Source organism: Gluconobacter sp. P5E10 (assembly GCF_018812145.1).
Taxonomy (GTDB): domain Bacteria; phylum Pseudomonadota; class Alphaproteobacteria; order Acetobacterales; family Acetobacteraceae; genus Gluconobacter; species Gluconobacter cerinus.
Genome location: NZ_JACRVZ010000003.1, coordinates 105,773 through 123,757, shown reverse-complemented (window position 1 = coordinate 123,757; position 17,985 = coordinate 105,773). Strand labels below are relative to the sequence as shown.

Here is a 17,985-nt window from a genome sequence, read left to right as displayed (position 1 = left end):
TCAGAGCTTCAGTCGTCGGCGCATTTCTCTCGCCACAGTGGGGGTGTCGTCAAGCGGCTGGACAGACCATGATGTCAAGGTCGGGTTGAATATGCGGACGCGCCCCGCTTCCTCAAGGGTTTGCACAAACCTACCAATGCGCGCTGACTTGCCCGGAAGCGGAAGAACCATCACCGGTGCAGTCGCAGCGGTAGCTTCAGAAATCATGGAAACACTGTCTGTAGTCACGGCAATCATATCTGCGCAGGCGAGCATCCCGAAATAAGGATTGTTATCTCCCTGCCCTTCAAGAATGCGGATACCGGCTGGAACAAGCTTTTCCCTCAGCACGGCAAGAGCGGCTGGGTCCGTCCGGCGTGAGGGGGTCAGGACAGCCTGCATTCCATTCCGGTTCACGAAAGCGATCAGTCCTTCTGCCATTTTGACTGCTTCTGCCGCCCCAAGAGAAAAGCGCCCGTTTGTGCCGCCGACCAGAATGGCAAGCAAAGGCCGCTCGTCATGTTTCAGACGATCAGCCCATAAGGCACGGGCGTAATCCAGCTTCTGGGGCGTGACGGGGTGCAATGCATTGCGAGAGATCAAAACATTCGGGCCATTAATGCCGTCATGGCTGTTGGCAATAATAAGATTAAATTTTGTGAGGTCAGTTCGGGGATTTTGAAGCTGCACCACGGGCAACCCTTCCCGTTTGGCAACTGCTGCCCCTGCAATGCCTCCCGTTCCACCAATACTGATGATCAGTTTTGTGTCAGGCGCTATGGTGATGGGGGCAATGCGCTTTAAAGGAGACGGCCAGTATCGGGCCGGAATATGATTCCAGGGGCTGCGGATCAGAACGGGTTGAAAGTCCCAGTCCATTCCTGCTTTCTCCGCGAGACCGGCACCTTGCGCACGCATCCCGGCGAAGTCTTCGGCGATGATCGTGGCCTTCATGGTTGGACTCCGAAAAAAGACGCTATTTCCCGAAACGGAAGAAATTTGGCAAGAAGCGGATATGACGATGCCTGAAACACCTTCCATTTCCAATTCTGACGGTTTTGCCGAGTTTGGACTGATCCCCCCTCTTCTGGCCACGCTGGAGCAGGTTGGGCACAAACGCCCGAGCGCGATCCAGTCTCAGGCCATCCCGCCGCTTCTGGCCGGGCGCGATGTGCTTGTCGCATCCCAGACAGGAAGTGGCAAAACTGCTGCTTTCGTGCTCCCCATGCTGCAGAAGCTGAATGAAGGGGAAGCTGCGCCGGGCCCGCGGGCTTTAATTCTTGAACCCACACGGGAGCTGGCCGCGCAGACTGCGGCGGTCTGCCGTCAGTTAGGGCGTCGCCTGTCTTTGAAAACGCGTGTGATCTGTGGCGGAACACCACGTGATCAGCAGTTGCGCACGATCCGCGATGGCGTCGACATTATTGTTGCCACGCATGGACGACTGCTGGACCTGGTGATGCAGGGTGAACTGGTTCTGGAGTATTTGTCCTACCTTGTGCTGGATGAGGCTGACCGCCTTCTGGATGAAGACTTCTCCGAAAGCATGACGGCGCTGACACCGTATTTCCCTGATGTGCCGCCGCAAACTGTCTTCTGCTCTGCTACGTTGCCGGAGCCGGTCATGGCTCTGGCCAAGCGTGTAACGCGTGATCCGGTACGGGTGGATGTTGCTGCTGAAACCTTCACCCCAAAGAAAATCCGCCAGCGCGCGATGTTTGTAGAAAAAGACGACAAGCCTGAAACTGTCGCACGTATTCTGGAGAGGTTTCCGGGCCGCAGCATGGTCTTCGCCCGCACTAAGGTGAATGTCGATCTGATGGCGAAGGTGCTTCGCCGTCATGACATTAGGGCGGAAACCCTGCACGGTGATCGGACACAGGGCGCACGAAACAAGGCTTTGGACCTGTTTAGACAGGGTCGCGTGCCTGTGTTGGTGACCACGGATATCGCCTCACGGGGGCTGGACATCTCCGATGTTGATCTTGTCATCAACATGGACATGCCGGAAACGCCTGAATCCTATGTTCACCGCATTGGCCGGACGGCCCGTGCCGGCAAGAAGGGCGCTGCGTTCTCTCTCATCAACAGTGATGAGCGTCTGTTCCTGCGCGATATTGAAAAGCACATTGGCTATCGCATTCGTATCGCAACAGAAGACGCACTCGACACTTAAGGGAGATAGCGGTCGAGAATATTTCTCCCCAGTTCCTGCCAGGCCAATGTACTGTCAGGAACTGGAAGGATTGGTGGTGGGTTTTTCAGAAGGCTGGTGATTGCCTCTGCGATAGCCGCTGGCTCCGGCTCACACAGTACCGCCTGTGAATTGTCAGCGAACTGCTCCGTGAGGCCACCCACATTCGTCGCGACGATATAACGCCCTCCTGCCGCGGCCATTGCGCCCACGCCACTTTGAGAGGCTTCCCGATAGGGAAGCAGCAATACGTCCGCCCAGCCAATCAGTTGTGACAGTTCATTTTCCGGAACCCACCGATTTTCGACCTGAACTCCGTTGATCTTCTGAAGCTCGGCTAGTTCAGGGCTATCGGGCCCCTGCCCGATAACGCGACATTCGATAGGAACATCAACCTGCGGGAGTGCCGCAGCCAACAGGTCCAGTCCCTTATAGGGCAGAAGACGTCCAAACATCAGCAGCTTGGGTTTACCCTGATGGCTGAAAGGCGGAGCGGCGTTCGTCCCGATAAATGGTGGATGGGAAAGCGAGAGGATCCTCTTTCCCCGACACGATGCATCGCCTGACAGTGTTTTGGCGACGTGCTGGCTAAAGGTGACTAGACTGGATGACTGCCTGATCAGAATGCGTTGAAGAAACATCTGTAACGGGTAGCCGTCTCCCGGATGTGCACGGGCATCATGAATGATTGTGATGACCGGCACCCCGGCCCGCCGCAGAGCATGCGCCATGAGAACATCAAGTGGCCCTGGCATTGCACAGATGGCGATATCGGGTCTGTTGCTCAGGATAGCCATGAAAAGACGTGTGATAATCACCGGTGCCTGCAGGAATTTGCAGAATAACCCGAACGCAGAGCGATACGTCCTGAATGTCAGGACATTCGCAGGAGCGTGATGGCTATGAAGGATTTCCGCTTGGTCTGAAAGCGAGAGCTGAACACTGGTTCGGGGAAGTGCAGCAAGCCCATTGGCAAGGTCCACCGCGATTCGCGGCCCCGCGCCCCGTTTCCCCCACTGCCAGACAAAAACTTTCCTGGCTTTCACCCCTGAACTCCTGACGCCTGTACCGCTTGCAGAAGACTCTGGCCGTTCAGCCGATCCTCCACACGCTTCATGGCGGCATTTCCCAGGCGTTCCCGAAGAGCGGGATTATCAGCGGCTTCTTGTAATGCCTGTGCTGCGGATTGAACGTCAGGGTTGGCCCAGCTGGTTTGCGGCATGTCGAGAACCCCCCGTGGATCCCGGGCGGGAGAGAGACTGTAAGCGACAGGAAGCCCGCATGAAGTATCCATGAACTCCGCCGTTGCAGACCAGTCCGTGGCGACAACGCAGCGCCCCAGCGCCATGGCTTCCGCCACAACCAGTCCGAATCCTTCGCTCCTGTGAAGGGAAAGAACGATATCAGCGCAAGCCATAAGTGCCAGCGTGTCTTCGCTGCTGTAATGCGCTGTATCGAGGCGAATATTAGGAGCCCCGCCGATGGCTGCCTGAATGGCGGCCATATCGCTTGGGTAGTTCTCTGTATGGCCAATCTTCAGCAGTAAAATCCGGTCAGGACGGATGCTGAACGCTTCACGAAAGGCCCGAATGGTATCGATGGGATTCTTCCGAACCATGCTGGACGCCAGATTAAACGAAACAAGAACAATGAGGGCATCATCTGGCAGGTTGAATGCTGCTCGGTCTTTCTGAGAGGGTTTTTGACCCGCAAGGCCAACAGGGTGTTCCACCACGCGAACCGGGATTTTGAGGGGGGCGAGCGCATCTGCGGTAAAGCGGGACGGCACCCAGATTTCATGGACATGTCGCCGGGCGTATGTCCATGTTTTTGGAGTGATGGGCAATTCCCATGCCCAATAGCCGATCACTTTCCGGCCGTTCCGAAGAGAGCGCGGCATTCTGAGAAGGACAGAGGGGAGCATTGGCGCATTGACGTGAATGATAAGAGGTGCGCCTGCCCCGACTGCGTCCCCTTCAAGTCGCCGGGTGTCTATATCCCAGGTCGCACAGGGAATGTTCAGCTTGCGCAGAGCCTTCACCATCAGACGAGCCCCTTCGCCCAGTCCTGAACTGCGGCTCAGTTCTCCAGCCACAATAATGCCGGAAGCACGGGATGGATAAGTCTTGCTGATGCTGGGCGCGACGAGGGCTGTTGCCCATGCAAAAAACCATCGTCTCGGTTCCTGAGGTAGTTTTTGCCAGATCCTGTGAGCTACAGAAAGATCAGGGTGGCTCACGGCATGTCCTTCAGGGCGTGTTTCGTACGGAGAAAAATCGGTTTCAGTTTAAAATCAGCTGCCGTCACGCCTGCTTCTTTACAACATGTTTCCTGCCTTGAGCATCCGCATCATAAAGCCGTTACAAGCTCTATGGCGACTGGCCAGGAACGTGCTTACACTACAATCCATGACCGATCCACGCACCATTCCTCCCCGGGTAGAGACGATTCTTGCGGCATTGGTTTCGTTTGATACGACCAGCCGCCATTCAAATCTTTCGATTATCGAATGGATCGAAGGCTATCTGGCTGCCCATGATGTCTCTTTTACCCGGTATCCAGGGGGAGATGACGGGAAGTGGAACCTGCATGCCGTTATCGGTCCAGAAAAAGCTGGGGGAATGGCATTCGCCGGGCATGTGGATTGTGTTCCGGTTGACGGTCAGGACTGGTCCTCGGATCCTTTTGTTCTTAGGGAAGAGAACGGCCGCCTCTATGGGCGTGGCGCAGCAGACATGAAGGGCTACGTCGCCTGCATGCTGGCCGCAGTGCCCGATTTCAAGACCATGGATCTCCCTAAGCCCATCCATCTGCTTTTTACCTGCGACGAAGAAATTACCTGTGATGGTGCACGATACCTGATTGAGGACATAAAGCAGGCGCACTTGCTTCCTGCCCTTTGCATGGTGGGAGAGCCTACCATGATGACGCCGGTGATCGCTCACAAAGGGCGTTTTGCTGTTCGCGTCCGGCTGGTTGGAAAGCCGGGGCATTCCTCCCTGCCTCAAGGCGGAAAAAATGCCTTGCATGCCATGGGGCGAGCCATCGCCATTTGTGCTGATGAAGCTGACCGGCTTTCAATCGAGGGGCGTCGTGTTGACGGGTTTGTGCCGCCTTATACAACCATACAGGTTGGCCTCGCATCTGGTGGCAGTATCCTCAATATCATTCCTGAGCAGGCCGAATTCGATGTTGAGTGGCGGAATGTTCCCGGCGATGAAGGCTCCGTAGAGTTTGAGAAGTTACGTGAGGCCCTCTCTCCGCTGGATGAAAGTCTGAGAGAAGATAACCCCGGTGGAGGCATCAGCTACCTGCTGTTGGTGGACCTGCCTCCCCTTGCCTTGGCCGCTGACCATCTCCTCACAGAACTGACGTGTCAGATCACTGGCAGCAACACGACGGGAAAAGTGTCTTATGGAACCGAGGCTGGGATCTACCAGCGTGGTGCCATGGAGAGTATTGTCTGTGGTCCGGGAGATATTGCGCAGGCTCATCGTCCGGACGAGTTTATTGCGAAGGAACAGCTTGAACGCTGTGAAACAGTCATTCGGGATTTTGCACGGAGAGTAAGCGGGGCGGCATGAGTTGTAAGGCAGGACAGAGGCACCATCCGATCCGGCTTCGTCAGCCGCGCCTGACTGAAGACCTGCCCGGAAGCGGCCGTCCGCCTTTTCCACTGACCGTTTGTCTTGATCCACCAGATCTTTCGGCCTGGAGTAGTCCCGCATCTGAAGTTCCCGGTGTCATGGTTTTTGACTCCGGTCGAAATGGCCCGGATGTCGTGATTACTGGCATGGTGCATGGGAATGAATATGCTGGTGGCCATGCCCTGGAGAGACTGCGACGCACTGCGCCTGTTCCTGCAATAGGGCGGGTCACTCTGATTCTTGCCAATCTGAAGGCTTTCGATCGCTTTGATCGCTCCGCTCCGATGGCTTCCCGCTACAAGGATGAGGATCTCAACCGACTTTGGCATCCATCACGTCTGAACAGTGATGAGCAGTCCAATGAACTGGAGCGCGCACGTGAGCTTCGCCCGTTCATCGAGCGTGCGGATCTGTTGCTGGACCTTCACTCGACACTCTGGCCGTCCAATCCGCTTTTCATTGTCCCGCCCAGGCGGCGGTCCAGTGATCTCGCCTGCGCCTTGGCCTCAGAAGCTGGATTACCGACGCTGGTCCTGACAGATCTTGGGCATCATGGCGGTTCTCGCCTGATTGAACATGCGCGCTTTATGGCCGTGGGCGGTACCGGGCGATCCTGTCTGCTGGAAGCCGGCCTACATTGGCAACCACAGACCGTTGATGTCATGGAGAAAGTCAGCCGTCGTTTTCTGGCTGAAGCCCTGAATGTGCATCTACAAGGGGTGGCTCAGGATAAAACGCAGCCAGTGAGGCTTGCGGTGGTGACGGATAATGTCACGGCAAAAAGTGCCGAGTTTAGCTTTGTTGAGCCTTGGGTTGGAAACACCTGTATTCCAAGAGCAGGAACGGTGATTGCCCGGGATGGCCACGACGCTATCTGCACGCCATACGATGACTGTCTGCTCATCGTGCCAAACCTTCGCCCCAAGCAGGGGCAGCTTGCGGTGCGTCTGGCCAGACGCACCGCAGTCCACCTTAACTCTTAGGCAGAAGCGCGATCATAGATCGGGAAGCGACGGCAGAGCGCCTTCACTTCTTCATGGACACGGTTGGTCGTGTCATTGACGTCGCCCTCTTCCAGAGCTGCCGTCAGAACTTCGTCCATCATGCGGGCAATGGTGCGGAACTCGTCTTCGCCGAAACCACGTGCCGTTGCAGCCGGACTGCCCAGACGAATGCCAGACGTGACGAACGGCTTTTCAGGATCGAACGGAATGGCGTTCTTGTTGGCTGTGATGCCAGCGCGTTCCAGAATTTCTTCTGCAAGCTTGCCCGTCACTTTCTTGGGGCGAAGATCTACGAGAACGAGATGGCTGTCCGTGCCACCTGTCACGATGTCGAAGCCACGAAGCTGGAGTTCGTCAGCCAGTGCCTTTGCATTGGCCACAACGCGCTTCTGGTAGTCGCGGAAGTCGTCCTTCAGGGCCTCACCGAAGGCAACGGCTTTGCCAGCGATGACATGCATCAGCGGACCACCCTGAAGGCCTGGGAAGACCGCAGAGTTGATCTTCTTGGCGAGCTCAGCGCTGTTCGTCAGGATGATGCCACCACGCGGCCCACGTAGTGTCTTGTGAGTCGTGGACGTTACGATGTCAGCATACGGGAGTGGGCTTGGATATAGGCCAGCGGCAACCAGACCGGCAAAATGCGCCATGTCCACCATCAGATAAGCGCCGACTTCGTCAGCAATCTTCCGGAAACGCGGGAAGTCGATCACGCGCGGATAGGCGGAGCTGCCTGCAACGATGATCTTCGGCTTATGCTCACGGGCCAGCTCTTCCATCTGATCGTAGTCGATCAGGCCATCCTGCGCGCGCACGCCATACTGAACAGCGTTGAACCACTTGCCGGAATAGTTCGGAGCTGCACCGTGGGTCAGATGTCCGCCAGCCGCGAGGCTCAGGCCCAGAATGGTGTCGCCCGGCTTTGCCATTGCCATGAAGGCTGCCTGATTGGCATTGGCGCCGGAATGCGGCTGCACGTTTGCAAATTCTGCGCCGAACAGCTTCTTAAGGCGCTCGATGGCGAGAGTTTCAACGCGGTCCACGTCAACGCAGCCACCATAGTAGCGCTTGCCCGGAAGGCCTTCAGCGTACTTGTTGGTCAGAACAGAGCCCTGCGCTTCCATCACGGCAAAAGATGCCATGTTCTCGGACGCGATCAGCTCGATACCATCCTGCTGACGGGTCAATTCGTCATTCAGGATTGCGGCAACTTCGGCATCAGCCTCTTTCAGAGGCGCGTGGAAAAAAGGATTCAGCGTGGACTGGCTGGCGTGTTCCGACATCGTGGTCCATTCTCCAGGGTGAGTTCGCCCCGTCACTACCGCAGAATGCGCGCGTCGGCAAAAACAATCCGTGTTTCCAACGAGGATCTTTCATGACCAATCCGCTCTGGCGGACCAAGCCTGTGTCTTCCGCTGCGTCTGACAATACAGGCCTGAAACGTGTTCTTGGCCCCTGGCACCTCATTGCACTCGGCGTCGGTGTGACCATCGGTGCCGGCCTGTTCTCCCTGACAGGCGTTGCCGCAGGCCAGAACGCAGGCCCTGCCGTCACGCTGTCCTATCTTATCGCCGCCCTCGCCTGTGGATTTGCCGGCCTCTGTTACGGCGAACTGGCTGGGATGATCCCGTCAGGCGGGTCAGCGTATTCCTATGCCTATGCGTCTATGGGCGAGTTGATCGCCTGGATCATCGGCTGGGATCTTGTGCTGGAATATACAGTAGGTGCAGCCGCTGTGGCCTCGAGCTGGTCGGGCTATGTATCCTCCCTGCTCTCAGGCTGGGGCATTACGATTGATCCGCGGCTTCTGGCGACACCCATGACACCCGTGACACTGGCGGACGGGTCAGTTGTCAGTGCCTGGTTCAATTTTCCGGCGGTTCTGGCTATCTGGGTCGTGACTGCTTTGTTGATGCGTGGTGTCAGCCAGTCAGCTGCGGTGAATAATGTCATCGTGGTGATCAAGTTGGCAGTGATCGCTCTGGTGCTGGTGTTCTGCATCCCGCATATCAAGCTGGCAAACTATCATCCGTATATTCCGCCGAATGACGGCACCTTTGGGCATTTCGGCTTCTCGGGCGTGATGCGGGCCGCCGGGATGGCATTCTTTGCCTATCTGGGATTCGATATCGTCTCCACAACCGCGCAGGACAGCAAAAACCCGGCCCGGGATATTCCGGTCGGCATTATCGGAAGCCTGCTGATCTGTGGCGTTGTTTATGCAGTGTTCTCGGCGGTTCTGACGGGCGTTGTGAACTATAAGGTCATGGCGAATGATCCAAGCCCGGTTGCAACAGCGATTGATGCTGCTGGTGCCCCCTGGCTCGCCAGTCTCGTGAAACTGGGGATTACAGTAGGATACGTTTCTGTCCTGTTTGGGCTTCTTCTAGGTCAGGCGCGTGTATTTCTGGCCATGTCGCATGACGGGCTGTTGCCGAAAGTCTTCGCGAAGCTGAACACGCGCACGCATACACCCTGGACGTCCCACCTTTGCTTTGCTGCCCTGACAAGTGTTCTGACTGCAGTGCTGCCGATTGGTGAGTTGGGCAACATGACCTCCATCGGAACGCTGCTTGCGTTCATCATTGTCTGCGTCGGCGTTCCACTCTTAAGAATAAAAGAGCCTCAGGCCCCACGCCTTTTCCGTGTGCCAGGTGGGCCGATTATTCCGGTTCTGGGCGTGTTGTCCTGCGGTGCGGTCATGGTGTCTCTGGATATGCTGACCTGGGTTCGGCTGGTGGTATGGCTCGTGATCGGGCTGGCGATCTATTTCTGTTACGGAGTACGTCACAGCCTGCTTTCCAGATAGAAAATATAGGAGCATGATTGGGGGCATGACGAACGCATCATTCCCCCTCTTCCGCCCGCGGCGTAATCGCCACGATGCCTTTACACGTCGGCTGGTTCAGGAAAATCGACTGCACGTCGATGACCTGATCTGGCCGATTTTCGTTTGTGAAGGCGAAAACCAGCGCCAGAAAGTGTCCTCTATGCCCGGTGTTGAGCGCGTCAGCCTCGACAATTTGGTGGAGCATGTCCGTCCGGCTGTTGAGCTTGGCATACCGGCGGTTGCCATCTTCCCGATCACGCCCGTCGAACTGCGTGATGCAACCGGCACTGAAGCCCTGAACCCGGACAATCTGATGTGCCGCGCGTCGCGCGTCATCAAGGAAGCTTTTCCGGAGCTTGGCGTCATTGGTGACGTGGCACTCGATCCCTACACGGATCATGGCCATGACGGTGTTATTAAGGACGGCCGTATCCTCAATGACGAGTCTGTCGAGATCCTGCGTCAGCAGGCGCTCAATCAGGCCCGCGCTGGAAACGACATTATTGCGCCGTCTGACATGATGGATGGTCGTGTGCAGGCGATCCGCGAAACACTTGATGCCAACGGCTTCGAAACTGTCCGCATCATGGCTTACACCGCAAAGTATGCTTCTGCCTTCTACGGGCCATTCCGTGATGCTCTGGGATCAGGTGGCCTTCTGACGGGCGATAAGAAAACCTATCAAATGGACCCGGCCAATTCGGATGAAGCTCTTCGTGAAGTCGAGCAGGATATTCGTGAAGGTGCGGACATGATCATGGTCAAGCCGGGAATGCCGTATCTGGATATTATCCGCCGTATCCGTGACCGTTTCGCTGTGCCGACCTTCGCCTATCAGGTATCCGGCGAATACGCGATGCTCGCCGGAGCTATCCAGAATGGCTGGCTTGAGCGGGATCGGACCATTATGGAGAGCCTGATTGCTTTCAAGCGGGCTGGCTGCAATGGAATTCTGACGTATTTTGCGATTGATGCAGCCCGTCTTATGAAAGAAGACCGCTGATTAATCGCCGCGCACGAGGCGTTCAGGCTTATTACGGAGGCCTGAACGCAGAAGAAATCGCAAGGCGCCATATGGTGGAGGCAGGGCTGGAAATTCTGGCTCAAAGGCTCAGAACGCCATATGGCGAAATCGATCTTCTGGTTGCGGATGAAGACTGGGTTATTGCTGTCGAGGTAAAAAGCCGTTCCACACTCAGGGATAGCGTGGAAGCCCTTCAGCCTCGTCAGGCTGAGCGGCTGATGACAGCCTTCGAGTATGTCCTTGCGACCAGGCCAGACTGGTCACGCCCGAACACGCGTTTTGACGTTATTGCTGTCAATCGTGAGGGGCAGGCGCGACGCATCATGGATGCGCTACGCCTCACATAATATCAGGTGCGACGGCTGCGAACGTGACGATGAGCTGTTGTTGCGGCAGCTGCATGCGGGCGGTAAGCCACGTTACGGATTACAGCGTGATGTCCGCTCCATGCCATTGAGTGGCTTGCGGAGTGACGAGCAAAGTGAACAACCGGACGGTGGTAAACCGGGGTTGCTGTCAGCGCATCAAATGTCAGCTTGCTGGCTTCGTAATCAGTGATGGCTGCACGGGCATGAGCCTTTCCGGCTCCCATGCATAGTCCAACGCCCATAATGCCGAGAGCAATTCGGCCAGCCCACTGTCGCGCCATTGATGTGTTTCCATCCCTGTTTTGATGGAACTACCGTATGACGTAATCAGAGGGTTCGACAACCCCGATGGGGAAAGTTTTAGAAAAAATCAAGGTCTTGCCACTTTTGGACACATCATGGCTGAATTGTGGCGTCTGCAAGCCTTGAAAAAGGTTGAATTCCGGCCGTTTCAGCGGCCGGAATTAACGAAATCAGGCATTCGCCGTAGCAATTCCTTTTTCGGTCAGCAGAGTCTCAAGTTCACCGCTCTGGTACATGTCCGTCACGATGTCGCAGCCACCAACGAACTCACCTTTGACGTAGAGTTGCGGCACGGTCGGCCACTGTGAGAAATCCTTGATGCCCTGACGAAGCTCAGCGCTTTCAAGAATGTTGCAGGTCTCGAACGGCACGCCAAGGTGGTTCAGGATCTGCACAACACGTGCAGAGAAGCCGCACTGCGGGAAGAGTTTGTCACCCTTCATGAACAGCATGACCGGGTTTGCGTCGATCAGGTTCTGGATATGCTGGAACACGGTCTCAGACATTGGTTTTTCCTTTTGTCGGCATCAGGGAGAGGCAATGCCCTCCCTGGCTGTCAGCAGTCACTTCAGAAGGGAATGATTCCCCCTGAGTTCAAGGGGTCAGGGTTTTGAGAGCCATCGCATGCAGCTCAGTACCCATGCGGGTTCCGAATGCATCATAAACCAGTTTGTGCTGGCGTACACGAGAAAGCCCTTCGAATGCCGTGCTGACCACGGTGCAGGCGTAGTGATCCCCGTCCCCGGCCAGATCCTGAATTGTGATCTGGGCATCGGGAATGGCTGCGAGGATGGTCCGTTCGATTTCGGATGCTGTCATCGGCATGTGTCAGGCGTCCTCACCCATGAATTTCGGGAAGAATGCTGCGTTGATGTCGCGCAGTCTGCTGGCTTTTAGTGCAATACCATCCGCAAGCTTCAGTTCCTTGCCGCCGGAATGACCCAGCTTGCGGGCCGGGACATGAGCTTTTTCGGCTGCGGCAAGAAGAGCCTGAGCGCTTTTGGTCGCCACAACATAGCACGCCTGATCTTCACCGAACCAGAAAGCATGCAGTGGAATGTTGGATGGGGGTGCATTCAACACGCATCCAACATCTCCAGCCATGACCATCTCAGCCAGTGTCACAAGAAGACCGCCATCTGCAATATCGTGGCAGGCTGCGACCAACCCGGCTTCAATCTGTCCGCGCACAAAGTCACCGTTCCGGCGCTCTGCAACAAGATCAACATGAGGCGGAGCACCGTCCTCGCGATGGCAAATCTCACGGAGCCACAGGGACTGACCGAGTTCACCACGGATTTCACCGATCAGAAACAGATCATGGTCTGCAGGCATGGACAGTCCGATGGACCGCGATGCATCTGCAAGAACACCCAGAGCGCCGATCGCCGGTGTCGGGAGAATAGCCTGGGCCAGACCTGATGGTGAACGTGTCTCGTTATACAATGAGACGTTGCCACTCACGACTGGGAAATCCAGCGCACGGCACGCCTCCCCCATGCCTTTGATGGCTTGAGCAAACTGAGCCATGATTTCTGGGCGTTCCGGATTGCCGAAATTCAGGTTGTCCGTCACGGCCAAAGGCTTCGCACCTGTTGCCGTAATGTTGCGCCATGCTTCGGCAACAGCCTGTGCTGCTCCGGTTTTCGGGTCAGCCTGACAGTAACGCGGGGTGCAGTCCGTCGTCAGGGCGAGACCCAGACGCGTTCCTTCCACGCGCACAATCGCAGCATCTGCCGCACCTGGGCGACGCGCCGTATTGCCGCCGACGGATGCATCGTACTGGTTCCAGATCCATGCGCGGGACGCCAGATCCGGGCAGCCGATCAATGTCAGCAGAGCATGTTCAATTCCTACTGGGTCGGCAGGTGGCTGGATGTGCCGTGGGGCTTCCAGCGGAACAGTCGGGCGATTGTAGATCGGGGCTTCATCGGCCAGCGGTGCCAGCGGAATATCCGCTTCGACCTGTCCGTTGTGCTTGATTGTGATGCGGCCACTATCTGTCAGTTGCCCGACGATCGCGAAATCCAGTTCCCATTTTTCAAAGATGGCCCGGGCCTGCTCGGTGCTCTCTGGCTTGAGAACCATGAGCATACGCTCCTGGCTTTCAGACAGCATCATTTCATAGGCTGACATGCCGGGTTCGCGCTGCGGGACGGAATCAAGGTCAAGCTCGATACCGACGCCACCCTTCCCTGCCATTTCAACAGCAGAAGACGTCAGGCCAGCCGCACCCATATCCTGAATGGCCACAATCGCATCTGTGGCCATCAGTTCAAGGCACGCCTCGATCAGCAGCTTCTCGATGAACGGGTCACCCACCTGCACGGTCGGACGCTTGGAGGCGGCCTCATCGTCGAACTCGGCGGAAGACATGGTGGCACCATGAATACCGTCACGACCGGTTTTGGAGCCAACATAAACAACCGGATTTCCAATGCCTGCAGCAGCAGAAAGGAAAATCTTGTCCTGCTTGGCAACACCGACCGTCATCGCATTGACGAGCGGATTGCCGTCATAGGCCTTGTGGAAGTTGACTTCCCCGCCGACCGTCGGAACGCCGACGCAGTTGCCGTATCCACCTACGCCGCGAACAACACCATCGACGATACGGCGCGTTCCCGGATTTTTGGGGTCACCGAAGCGCAGGGCATTCAGGTTGGCGACCGGACGGGCTCCCATGGTGAATACGTCACGCAGGATACCGCCCACGCCTGTCGCTGCGCCCTGATAAGGCTCGATGAAGGACGGATGGTTGTGGCTTTCCATCTTGAAGACGGCAGCCAGACCTTCGCCGATATCAACAACACCCGCGTTTTCGCCCGGCCCATGAATGACCCATGGAGCCTTGGTTGGCAGCGTTTTGAGATGGATGCGGGAGGATTTGTATGAACAGTGCTCGGACCACATGACTGAGAAAATACCAAGCTCCGTAAAGCTGGGCGTGCGGCCCATGATGCTTAGGAGCTTGTCATATTCCGCAGGTGTCAGGCCGAAAGACTGGGCCAGTTTGGCGTCGATTGTAACACTCATCCGACGAGAGCCTCCACCAGGCCTTTGAAGAGCGGCACGCCATCAGTCGCGCCGATTTCCGGGTCAGTCAGGTTTTCAGGGTGTGGCATCAGGCCACACACACGGCCATTTTCACTCAGGATACCAGCGATCGAGCGCGTGCTACCGTTGGGATTGGAGTGGCGATTGCCCTCTGAGACCTGTCCATCAGCAGCACAATAGCGGAATGCAACCCGGCCCTCTCCTTCGAGACGCTCAAGCGTTTCAGGTGAGGCCGTGTAGTTGCCATCGCCATGCGCAAGCGGTGCACGGAAAATGTCGCCGCTCTTCCATCCTTGCGTGAATGCCGACGTGGCATTTTCAACTTTCAGGTGGCAGTCCTGCGACAGAAAGCGCAGGCCAGCGTTGCGAAGCAGTGCGCCTGGCAGGAGATGCGTTTCCGTCAGGATCTGAAATCCGTTACAGACACCGAGAACATGGCCACCCTTCTCAGCGAAAGCTTTGACTTCGCGCATGATCGGAGAATGAGCAGCCATGGCACCACTGCGCAGATAATCCCCGAAGCTGAACCCCCCGGGCAGAACCACGAGATCCAGATCACCAAGGGATGTGTCCCGGTGCCAGATCATCTTCGGGGTCTGGCCGGAAACCAGCTTCAGGGCTTGCACCATGTCGCGCTCCCGGTTCGTGCCAGGAAATACGACGATACCTGCCTTCATTTCTGAGCCTCCGGAGCCGTATGGCAGGGGTAAGCGTCATGCAGGGCGCGGTAAACGGCCTTGCCGCCCGACTGCGTCAACGCATCATTATGAGCGTGCAGCCAGGAAATCAGCTTGCCGCGGACCTGCGTTGTCGTTTCGCTGACCGGAACACAAAACGCGACAGGCGCGCCAGCGTCATCGGCGTAGCTGTCGTATTTCTTGGACCAGACTTCGCTGTCCATGACGCCTGCGAGATATGCGTCACAGAGAGCGGTGGACTTGCTGGCTGAGCACATGTTGCCGAGAGCTTTTCCGGAGACCTTGGAAACGCGCTGTGCATGAGCAGGAGCCGCAGCTACGGTCAGGAGACCGGCAGCCAGAAGAGCAGCGGAGAAGAGCTTCATGCCGCCACCTCGACGCTGAAGTCTTCAATGACCTCGTTAGCCAGAAGAGCGCGGGCCATAGCCTCACCCTCCGCAAGAGCTGCAGCATTGTCCTGCGCGGCAACGTCCAGTTCGATCACGCGGTTAACGCGGACTTCACCAACACCTTTGAAACCGAGAGACTCAAGAGCGTGGCCGACGGCTTTGCCCTGCGGGTCAAGAACACCATCTTTCAGAGAAACGAAAACGCGGATTTTCATTATACTGCCTCCGGACCCTTGAGGTCTCCATTACTGGCTTCGGGCAGGATCCCGAGACGCCGTGCAACTTCCTGATAAGCTTCTTCGACGCGGCCCATGTCCCTGCGGAACCGGTCCTTGTCCATTTTCTCGCTGGTCTTGCTGTCCCACAGGCGGCAGTTATCAGGAGAGATCTCGTCAGCAACGATAATCCGCATCTCCTCGCCTTCCCAGAGACGGCCGAATTCCAGCTTGAAATCAATGAGGGTGATGCCAACGCCCATGAAGATGCCCATCAGGAAATCATTGGTCCTGAGAGCCAGCGTATTCATGTCGTCCAGGTCCTGTGGTGAGGCCCAGTCGAACGCGGCAATATGCTCTTCAGAGACCATCGGGTCCCCGAGAGTATCGTTTTTGTAGTAATATTCGATGATCGTGCGCGGCAGACGGGTCCCTTCAGGGATGCCAAGGCGCTTGGCGATCGAGCCCGCCGCAACATTGCGGACCACCACTTCGAGTGGAATGATCTCGACTTCGCGGATCAGCTGCTCACGCATGTTGAGACGGCGAATGAAGTGCGTTGGGATGTTGATGTCGTGCAACTTCATCATCAGGTATTCGCTGATGCGGTTGTTCAGAACACCCTTCCCTGTGATCACGCCACTTTTGGCGCCGTTTCCGGCGGTAGCGTCATCCTTGAAATACTGCACGAGCGTTCCGGGCTCGGGCCCTTCGAAAAGAACCTTGGCTTTGCCTTCATAGAGCTGGCGGCGGCGGGCCATGAGCAATCCTTACTGCGTTGCGCCGTCCCGTTTGTCAGGGATGCGGAAACGGCTGGTCCAGCGACGGTTTTTCGGTTCCATAGCATTGCGGAACCGGAACCGCGAGAGTGCGGGAAAACTATTCCCGCCCCCGTTTGTCCAGATTAACCGAAAATGCGGTTAAAGATGCGATCAACCTGGCTGAGATGCTGCGCCGGATCGAAGGCCCGGTCCAGAACTTCCGCACTGACACGGCCAGCAACTTCCGGATCTGCTTCAAGATTCTCGCGGAACGTGCGGAAGTCAGGGTGGCCCAGCTTCGTCCATGTCTCCATGGCGTTGCGCTGGACGATCCGGTAGGCGTCTTCGCGGGAAATGCCAGCGCGGGCCAGAACCAGCAGCACTTCACCCGAATGAACAACGCCACCAAGGCTTTCCATGTTGGCGATCATCTGGTCCGGATAGACCATCAGCTTTTCCATCATGCCAGCCAGACGCATCAGAGCGAAATCAAGCCCGATCGTGGCGTCAGGGCAGATGTTCCGCTCTACGGCCGAGTGGCTGATATCACGTTCGTGCCACAGGGCAACGTTTTCCAGTGCAGGCGTAACATGAGAGCGAATCAGACGAGCAAGGCCTGTCAGATTTTCGGACAGCACCGGATTCCGCTTGTGCGGCATCGCGGAGCTGCCCTTCTGGCCCTTGTGGAAGAACTCTTCCGCTTCGCGCACTTCCGACCGCTGCAAGTGGCGAACTTCAACAGCCAGACGTTCAATACCGCTGGCAATCACGCCCAGGGTGCAGAAAAATGCTGCGTGGCGGTCACGTGGGATAACCTGCGTGGAGACGCTTTCGGCAACAAGTCCCAGCTTGTCGGCAACGTATTCTTCAACGGCCGGGTCAATATGAGCATACGTACCGACCGCACCGGAAATGGCACAAACAGCGATTTCTTTGCGGGCCTGAAGCAGACGCTCTTTGTTACGCGCGAATTCCGCATAATGGCCAGCCAGTTTCAGGCCGAAGCTGGTCGGTTCCGCATGAATGGCATGGCTGCGGCCGATCGTCACGGTCAGCTTGTGCTCGTATGCGCGCGTCTTGAGGGCAGCGAGAACGCGCTCCAGATCTTCAAGAAGAAGGTCGGAAGCCTGTGTCAGCTGAACGGACAGGCATGTGTCCAGCACATCCGAAGACGTCATGCCGAGATGAACGAAACGGCTGTCCGGGCCAACTTTTTCTGCCAGCCATGTCAGGAACGCAATCACGTCATGGCGCGTTTCCGCCTCGATCTCGTCAATCCGGGCCAGGTCAGCGTCAGAGAATGCGGCCATTGCGGCATCCCCCTTTTCGCGGATCGTTTTGGCTGATTCGGCAGGGATTGCGCCCTGTTCCGCCATGGCTTCACAGGCCAGGGCTTCGATTTCGAACCAGATACGGTAACGGTTGGCGGGCGACCAGATTGCGGTCATCTGGGGGCGGCTATAACGCGGAACCATGAGAACTCCGGAGGCGAGTGGGGCTTTACGGAGGCTGCTTAGACCAA

At 56.8% G+C, this 17,985-nt stretch carries 19 protein-coding genes; 6 read left to right on the top strand and 13 right to left on the bottom strand.

Features of this window, described 5'->3' with window-relative positions:
- Positions 1-933, bottom strand: a complete 933-nt coding sequence (locus KP707_RS07075; RefSeq protein ID WP_211502604.1) for a mitochondrial fission ELM1 family protein — start codon at positions 931-933, stop codon at positions 1-3.
- Here KP707_RS07075 and KP707_RS07070 point away from each other — a divergent pair.
- A complete protein-coding gene (locus tag KP707_RS07070; protein ID WP_211502603.1) occupies positions 917-2,155 on the top strand; it encodes a DEAD/DEAH box helicase in 1,239 nt (412 codons plus the stop codon). The genes KP707_RS07075 and KP707_RS07070 overlap by 17 nt on opposite strands.
- On the opposite strand, the gene KP707_RS07065 is transcribed toward KP707_RS07070, so the two are convergent.
- Together KP707_RS07065 and KP707_RS07060 are read right to left on the bottom strand one after the other, a co-directional pair.
- Positions 2,152-3,219, bottom strand: coding sequence for a glycosyltransferase family 4 protein (locus KP707_RS07065; protein ID WP_211502602.1), 1,068 nt, complete (start codon positions 3,217-3,219; stop codon positions 2,152-2,154). The two genes, KP707_RS07070 and KP707_RS07065, sit on opposite strands and share 4 nt — an antisense overlap.
- Complete coding sequence (locus KP707_RS07060) at positions 3,216-4,412, bottom strand: glycosyltransferase family 4 protein (protein WP_211502601.1); 1,197 nt, start codon at positions 4,410-4,412, stop codon at positions 3,216-3,218. Before KP707_RS07060 ends, KP707_RS07065 begins: the two co-directional genes overlap by 4 nt.
- A 169-nt stretch (positions 4,413-4,581) precedes the next feature.
- On the opposite strand from KP707_RS07060, the gene argE reads away from it, so the two are divergent.
- Positions 4,582-5,757, top strand: a complete 1,176-nt coding sequence (gene argE / locus KP707_RS07055) for an acetylornithine deacetylase (RefSeq protein ID WP_211502600.1) — start codon at positions 4,582-4,584, stop codon at positions 5,755-5,757.
- A complete protein-coding gene (locus KP707_RS07050) occupies positions 5,754-6,803 on the top strand; it encodes a succinylglutamate desuccinylase/aspartoacylase family protein (protein ID WP_211502599.1) in 1,050 nt (349 codons plus the stop codon). The genes argE and KP707_RS07050 overlap by 4 nt, the downstream gene beginning before the upstream one ends.
- On the opposite strand, the gene glyA is transcribed toward KP707_RS07050, so the two are convergent.
- A complete protein-coding gene (gene glyA, locus KP707_RS07045; protein WP_099212626.1) occupies positions 6,800-8,104 on the bottom strand; it encodes a serine hydroxymethyltransferase in 1,305 nt (434 codons plus the stop codon). The two genes, KP707_RS07050 and glyA, sit on opposite strands and share 4 nt — an antisense overlap.
- Before the next feature lie 92 nt (positions 8,105-8,196).
- Between glyA and KP707_RS07040 the strand changes: the two genes are divergently transcribed.
- Genes KP707_RS07040 through KP707_RS07030 form a run of 3 tightly spaced genes read left to right on the top strand, consistent with a single transcriptional unit; the run spans position 8,197 to position 11,022 of the window.
- Positions 8,197-9,630 carry an APC family permease gene (locus tag KP707_RS07040; RefSeq protein WP_202207529.1) on the top strand — a complete coding sequence of 478 codons (1,434 nt, stop codon included), beginning with the start codon at positions 8,197-8,199 and terminating at the stop codon, positions 9,628-9,630.
- Positions 9,631-9,655: 25 nt separating this feature from the next.
- Complete coding sequence (hemB, locus tag KP707_RS07035) at positions 9,656-10,654, top strand: porphobilinogen synthase (RefSeq protein ID WP_064272956.1); 999 nt, start codon at positions 9,656-9,658, stop codon at positions 10,652-10,654.
- The gene (locus tag KP707_RS07030; RefSeq protein ID WP_211499060.1) at positions 10,651-11,022 is read left to right on the top strand and encodes a YraN family protein; all 372 of its coding nucleotides are present in this window, start codon (positions 10,651-10,653) and stop codon (positions 11,020-11,022) included. The genes hemB and KP707_RS07030 overlap by 4 nt, the downstream gene beginning before the upstream one ends.
- 2 nt (positions 11,023-11,024) lie before the next feature.
- On the opposite strand, the gene KP707_RS07025 is transcribed toward KP707_RS07030, so the two are convergent.
- The 9 genes from KP707_RS07025 to purB form a co-directional block, all read right to left on the bottom strand.
- A complete protein-coding gene (locus tag KP707_RS07025; RefSeq protein WP_046901637.1) occupies positions 11,025-11,324 on the bottom strand; it encodes a hypothetical protein in 300 nt (99 codons plus the stop codon).
- Positions 11,325-11,516: 192 nt separating this feature from the next.
- Entirely contained in the window at positions 11,517-11,852 is a 336-nt protein-coding gene (gene grxD / locus KP707_RS07020; RefSeq protein ID WP_046901638.1) for a Grx4 family monothiol glutaredoxin, read from the bottom strand.
- 88 nt (positions 11,853-11,940) lie between these two features.
- A complete protein-coding gene (locus KP707_RS07015; RefSeq protein WP_046901639.1) occupies positions 11,941-12,171 on the bottom strand; it encodes a BolA family protein in 231 nt (76 codons plus the stop codon).
- A gap of 3 nt (positions 12,172-12,174) precedes the next feature.
- Positions 12,175-14,379 (bottom strand): phosphoribosylformylglycinamidine synthase subunit PurL, encoded by a 2,205-nt coding sequence (purL, locus tag KP707_RS07010; protein ID WP_211502598.1) that lies wholly within the window; start codon positions 14,377-14,379, stop codon positions 12,175-12,177.
- Entirely contained in the window at positions 14,376-15,077 is a 702-nt protein-coding gene (gene purQ, locus KP707_RS07005; protein WP_211502597.1) for a phosphoribosylformylglycinamidine synthase subunit PurQ, read from the bottom strand. Before purQ ends, purL begins: the two co-directional genes overlap by 4 nt.
- A complete protein-coding gene (locus KP707_RS07000; RefSeq protein ID WP_211502596.1) occupies positions 15,074-15,463 on the bottom strand; it encodes a Rap1a/Tai family immunity protein in 390 nt (129 codons plus the stop codon). The genes purQ and KP707_RS07000 overlap by 4 nt, the downstream gene beginning before the upstream one ends.
- Positions 15,460-15,702 (bottom strand): phosphoribosylformylglycinamidine synthase subunit PurS, encoded by a 243-nt coding sequence (purS, locus tag KP707_RS06995; protein WP_046901643.1) that lies wholly within the window; start codon positions 15,700-15,702, stop codon positions 15,460-15,462. The genes KP707_RS07000 and purS overlap by 4 nt, the downstream gene beginning before the upstream one ends.
- Entirely contained in the window at positions 15,702-16,463 is a 762-nt protein-coding gene (gene purC / locus KP707_RS06990) for a phosphoribosylaminoimidazolesuccinocarboxamide synthase (RefSeq protein WP_046901644.1), read from the bottom strand. The genes purS and purC overlap by 1 nt, the downstream gene beginning before the upstream one ends.
- Positions 16,464-16,606: 143 nt before the next feature.
- The gene (gene purB, locus KP707_RS06985) at positions 16,607-17,938 is read right to left on the bottom strand and encodes an adenylosuccinate lyase (RefSeq protein WP_099212634.1); all 1,332 of its coding nucleotides are present in this window, start codon (positions 17,936-17,938) and stop codon (positions 16,607-16,609) included.
- Positions 17,939-17,985 lie beyond the last annotated feature (47 nt).

Coding starts and splice junctions, on each gene's coding strand:
- purQ (WP_211502597.1), bottom strand. CDS start 15,077: ATGAAGGCAGGTATCGTCGTATTTCCTGGCACGAACCGGGAGCGCGAC.
- purC (WP_046901644.1), bottom strand. CDS start 16,463: ATGGCCCGCCGCCGCCAGCTCTATGAAGGCAAAGCCAAGGTTCTTTTC.
- KP707_RS07050 (WP_211502599.1), top strand. CDS start 5,754: ATGAGTTGTAAGGCAGGACAGAGGCACCATCCGATCCGGCTTCGTCAG.
- KP707_RS07000 (WP_211502596.1), bottom strand. CDS start 15,463: ATGAAGCTCTTCTCCGCTGCTCTTCTGGCTGCCGGTCTCCTGACCGTA.
- hemB (WP_064272956.1), top strand. CDS start 9,656: ATGACGAACGCATCATTCCCCCTCTTCCGCCCGCGGCGTAATCGCCAC.
- KP707_RS07025 (WP_046901637.1), bottom strand. CDS start 11,324: ATGGCGCGACAGTGGGCTGGCCGAATTGCTCTCGGCATTATGGGCGTT.
- KP707_RS07040 (WP_202207529.1), top strand. CDS start 8,197: ATGACCAATCCGCTCTGGCGGACCAAGCCTGTGTCTTCCGCTGCGTCT.
- KP707_RS07015 (WP_046901639.1), bottom strand. CDS start 12,171: ATGCCGATGACAGCATCCGAAATCGAACGGACCATCCTCGCAGCCATT.
- KP707_RS07075 (WP_211502604.1), bottom strand. CDS start 933: ATGAAGGCCACGATCATCGCCGAAGACTTCGCCGGGATGCGTGCGCAA.
- purL (WP_211502598.1), bottom strand. CDS start 14,379: ATGAGTGTTACAATCGACGCCAAACTGGCCCAGTCTTTCGGCCTGACA.
- purS (WP_046901643.1), bottom strand. CDS start 15,702: ATGAAAATCCGCGTTTTCGTTTCTCTGAAAGATGGTGTTCTTGACCCG.
- argE (WP_211502600.1), top strand. CDS start 4,582: ATGACCGATCCACGCACCATTCCTCCCCGGGTAGAGACGATTCTTGCG.
- grxD (WP_046901638.1), bottom strand. CDS start 11,852: ATGTCTGAGACCGTGTTCCAGCATATCCAGAACCTGATCGACGCAAAC.
- glyA (WP_099212626.1), bottom strand. CDS start 8,104: ATGTCGGAACACGCCAGCCAGTCCACGCTGAATCCTTTTTTCCACGCG.
- KP707_RS07070 (WP_211502603.1), top strand. CDS start 917: ATGATCGTGGCCTTCATGGTTGGACTCCGAAAAAAGACGCTATTTCCC.
- purB (WP_099212634.1), bottom strand. CDS start 17,938: ATGGTTCCGCGTTATAGCCGCCCCCAGATGACCGCAATCTGGTCGCCC.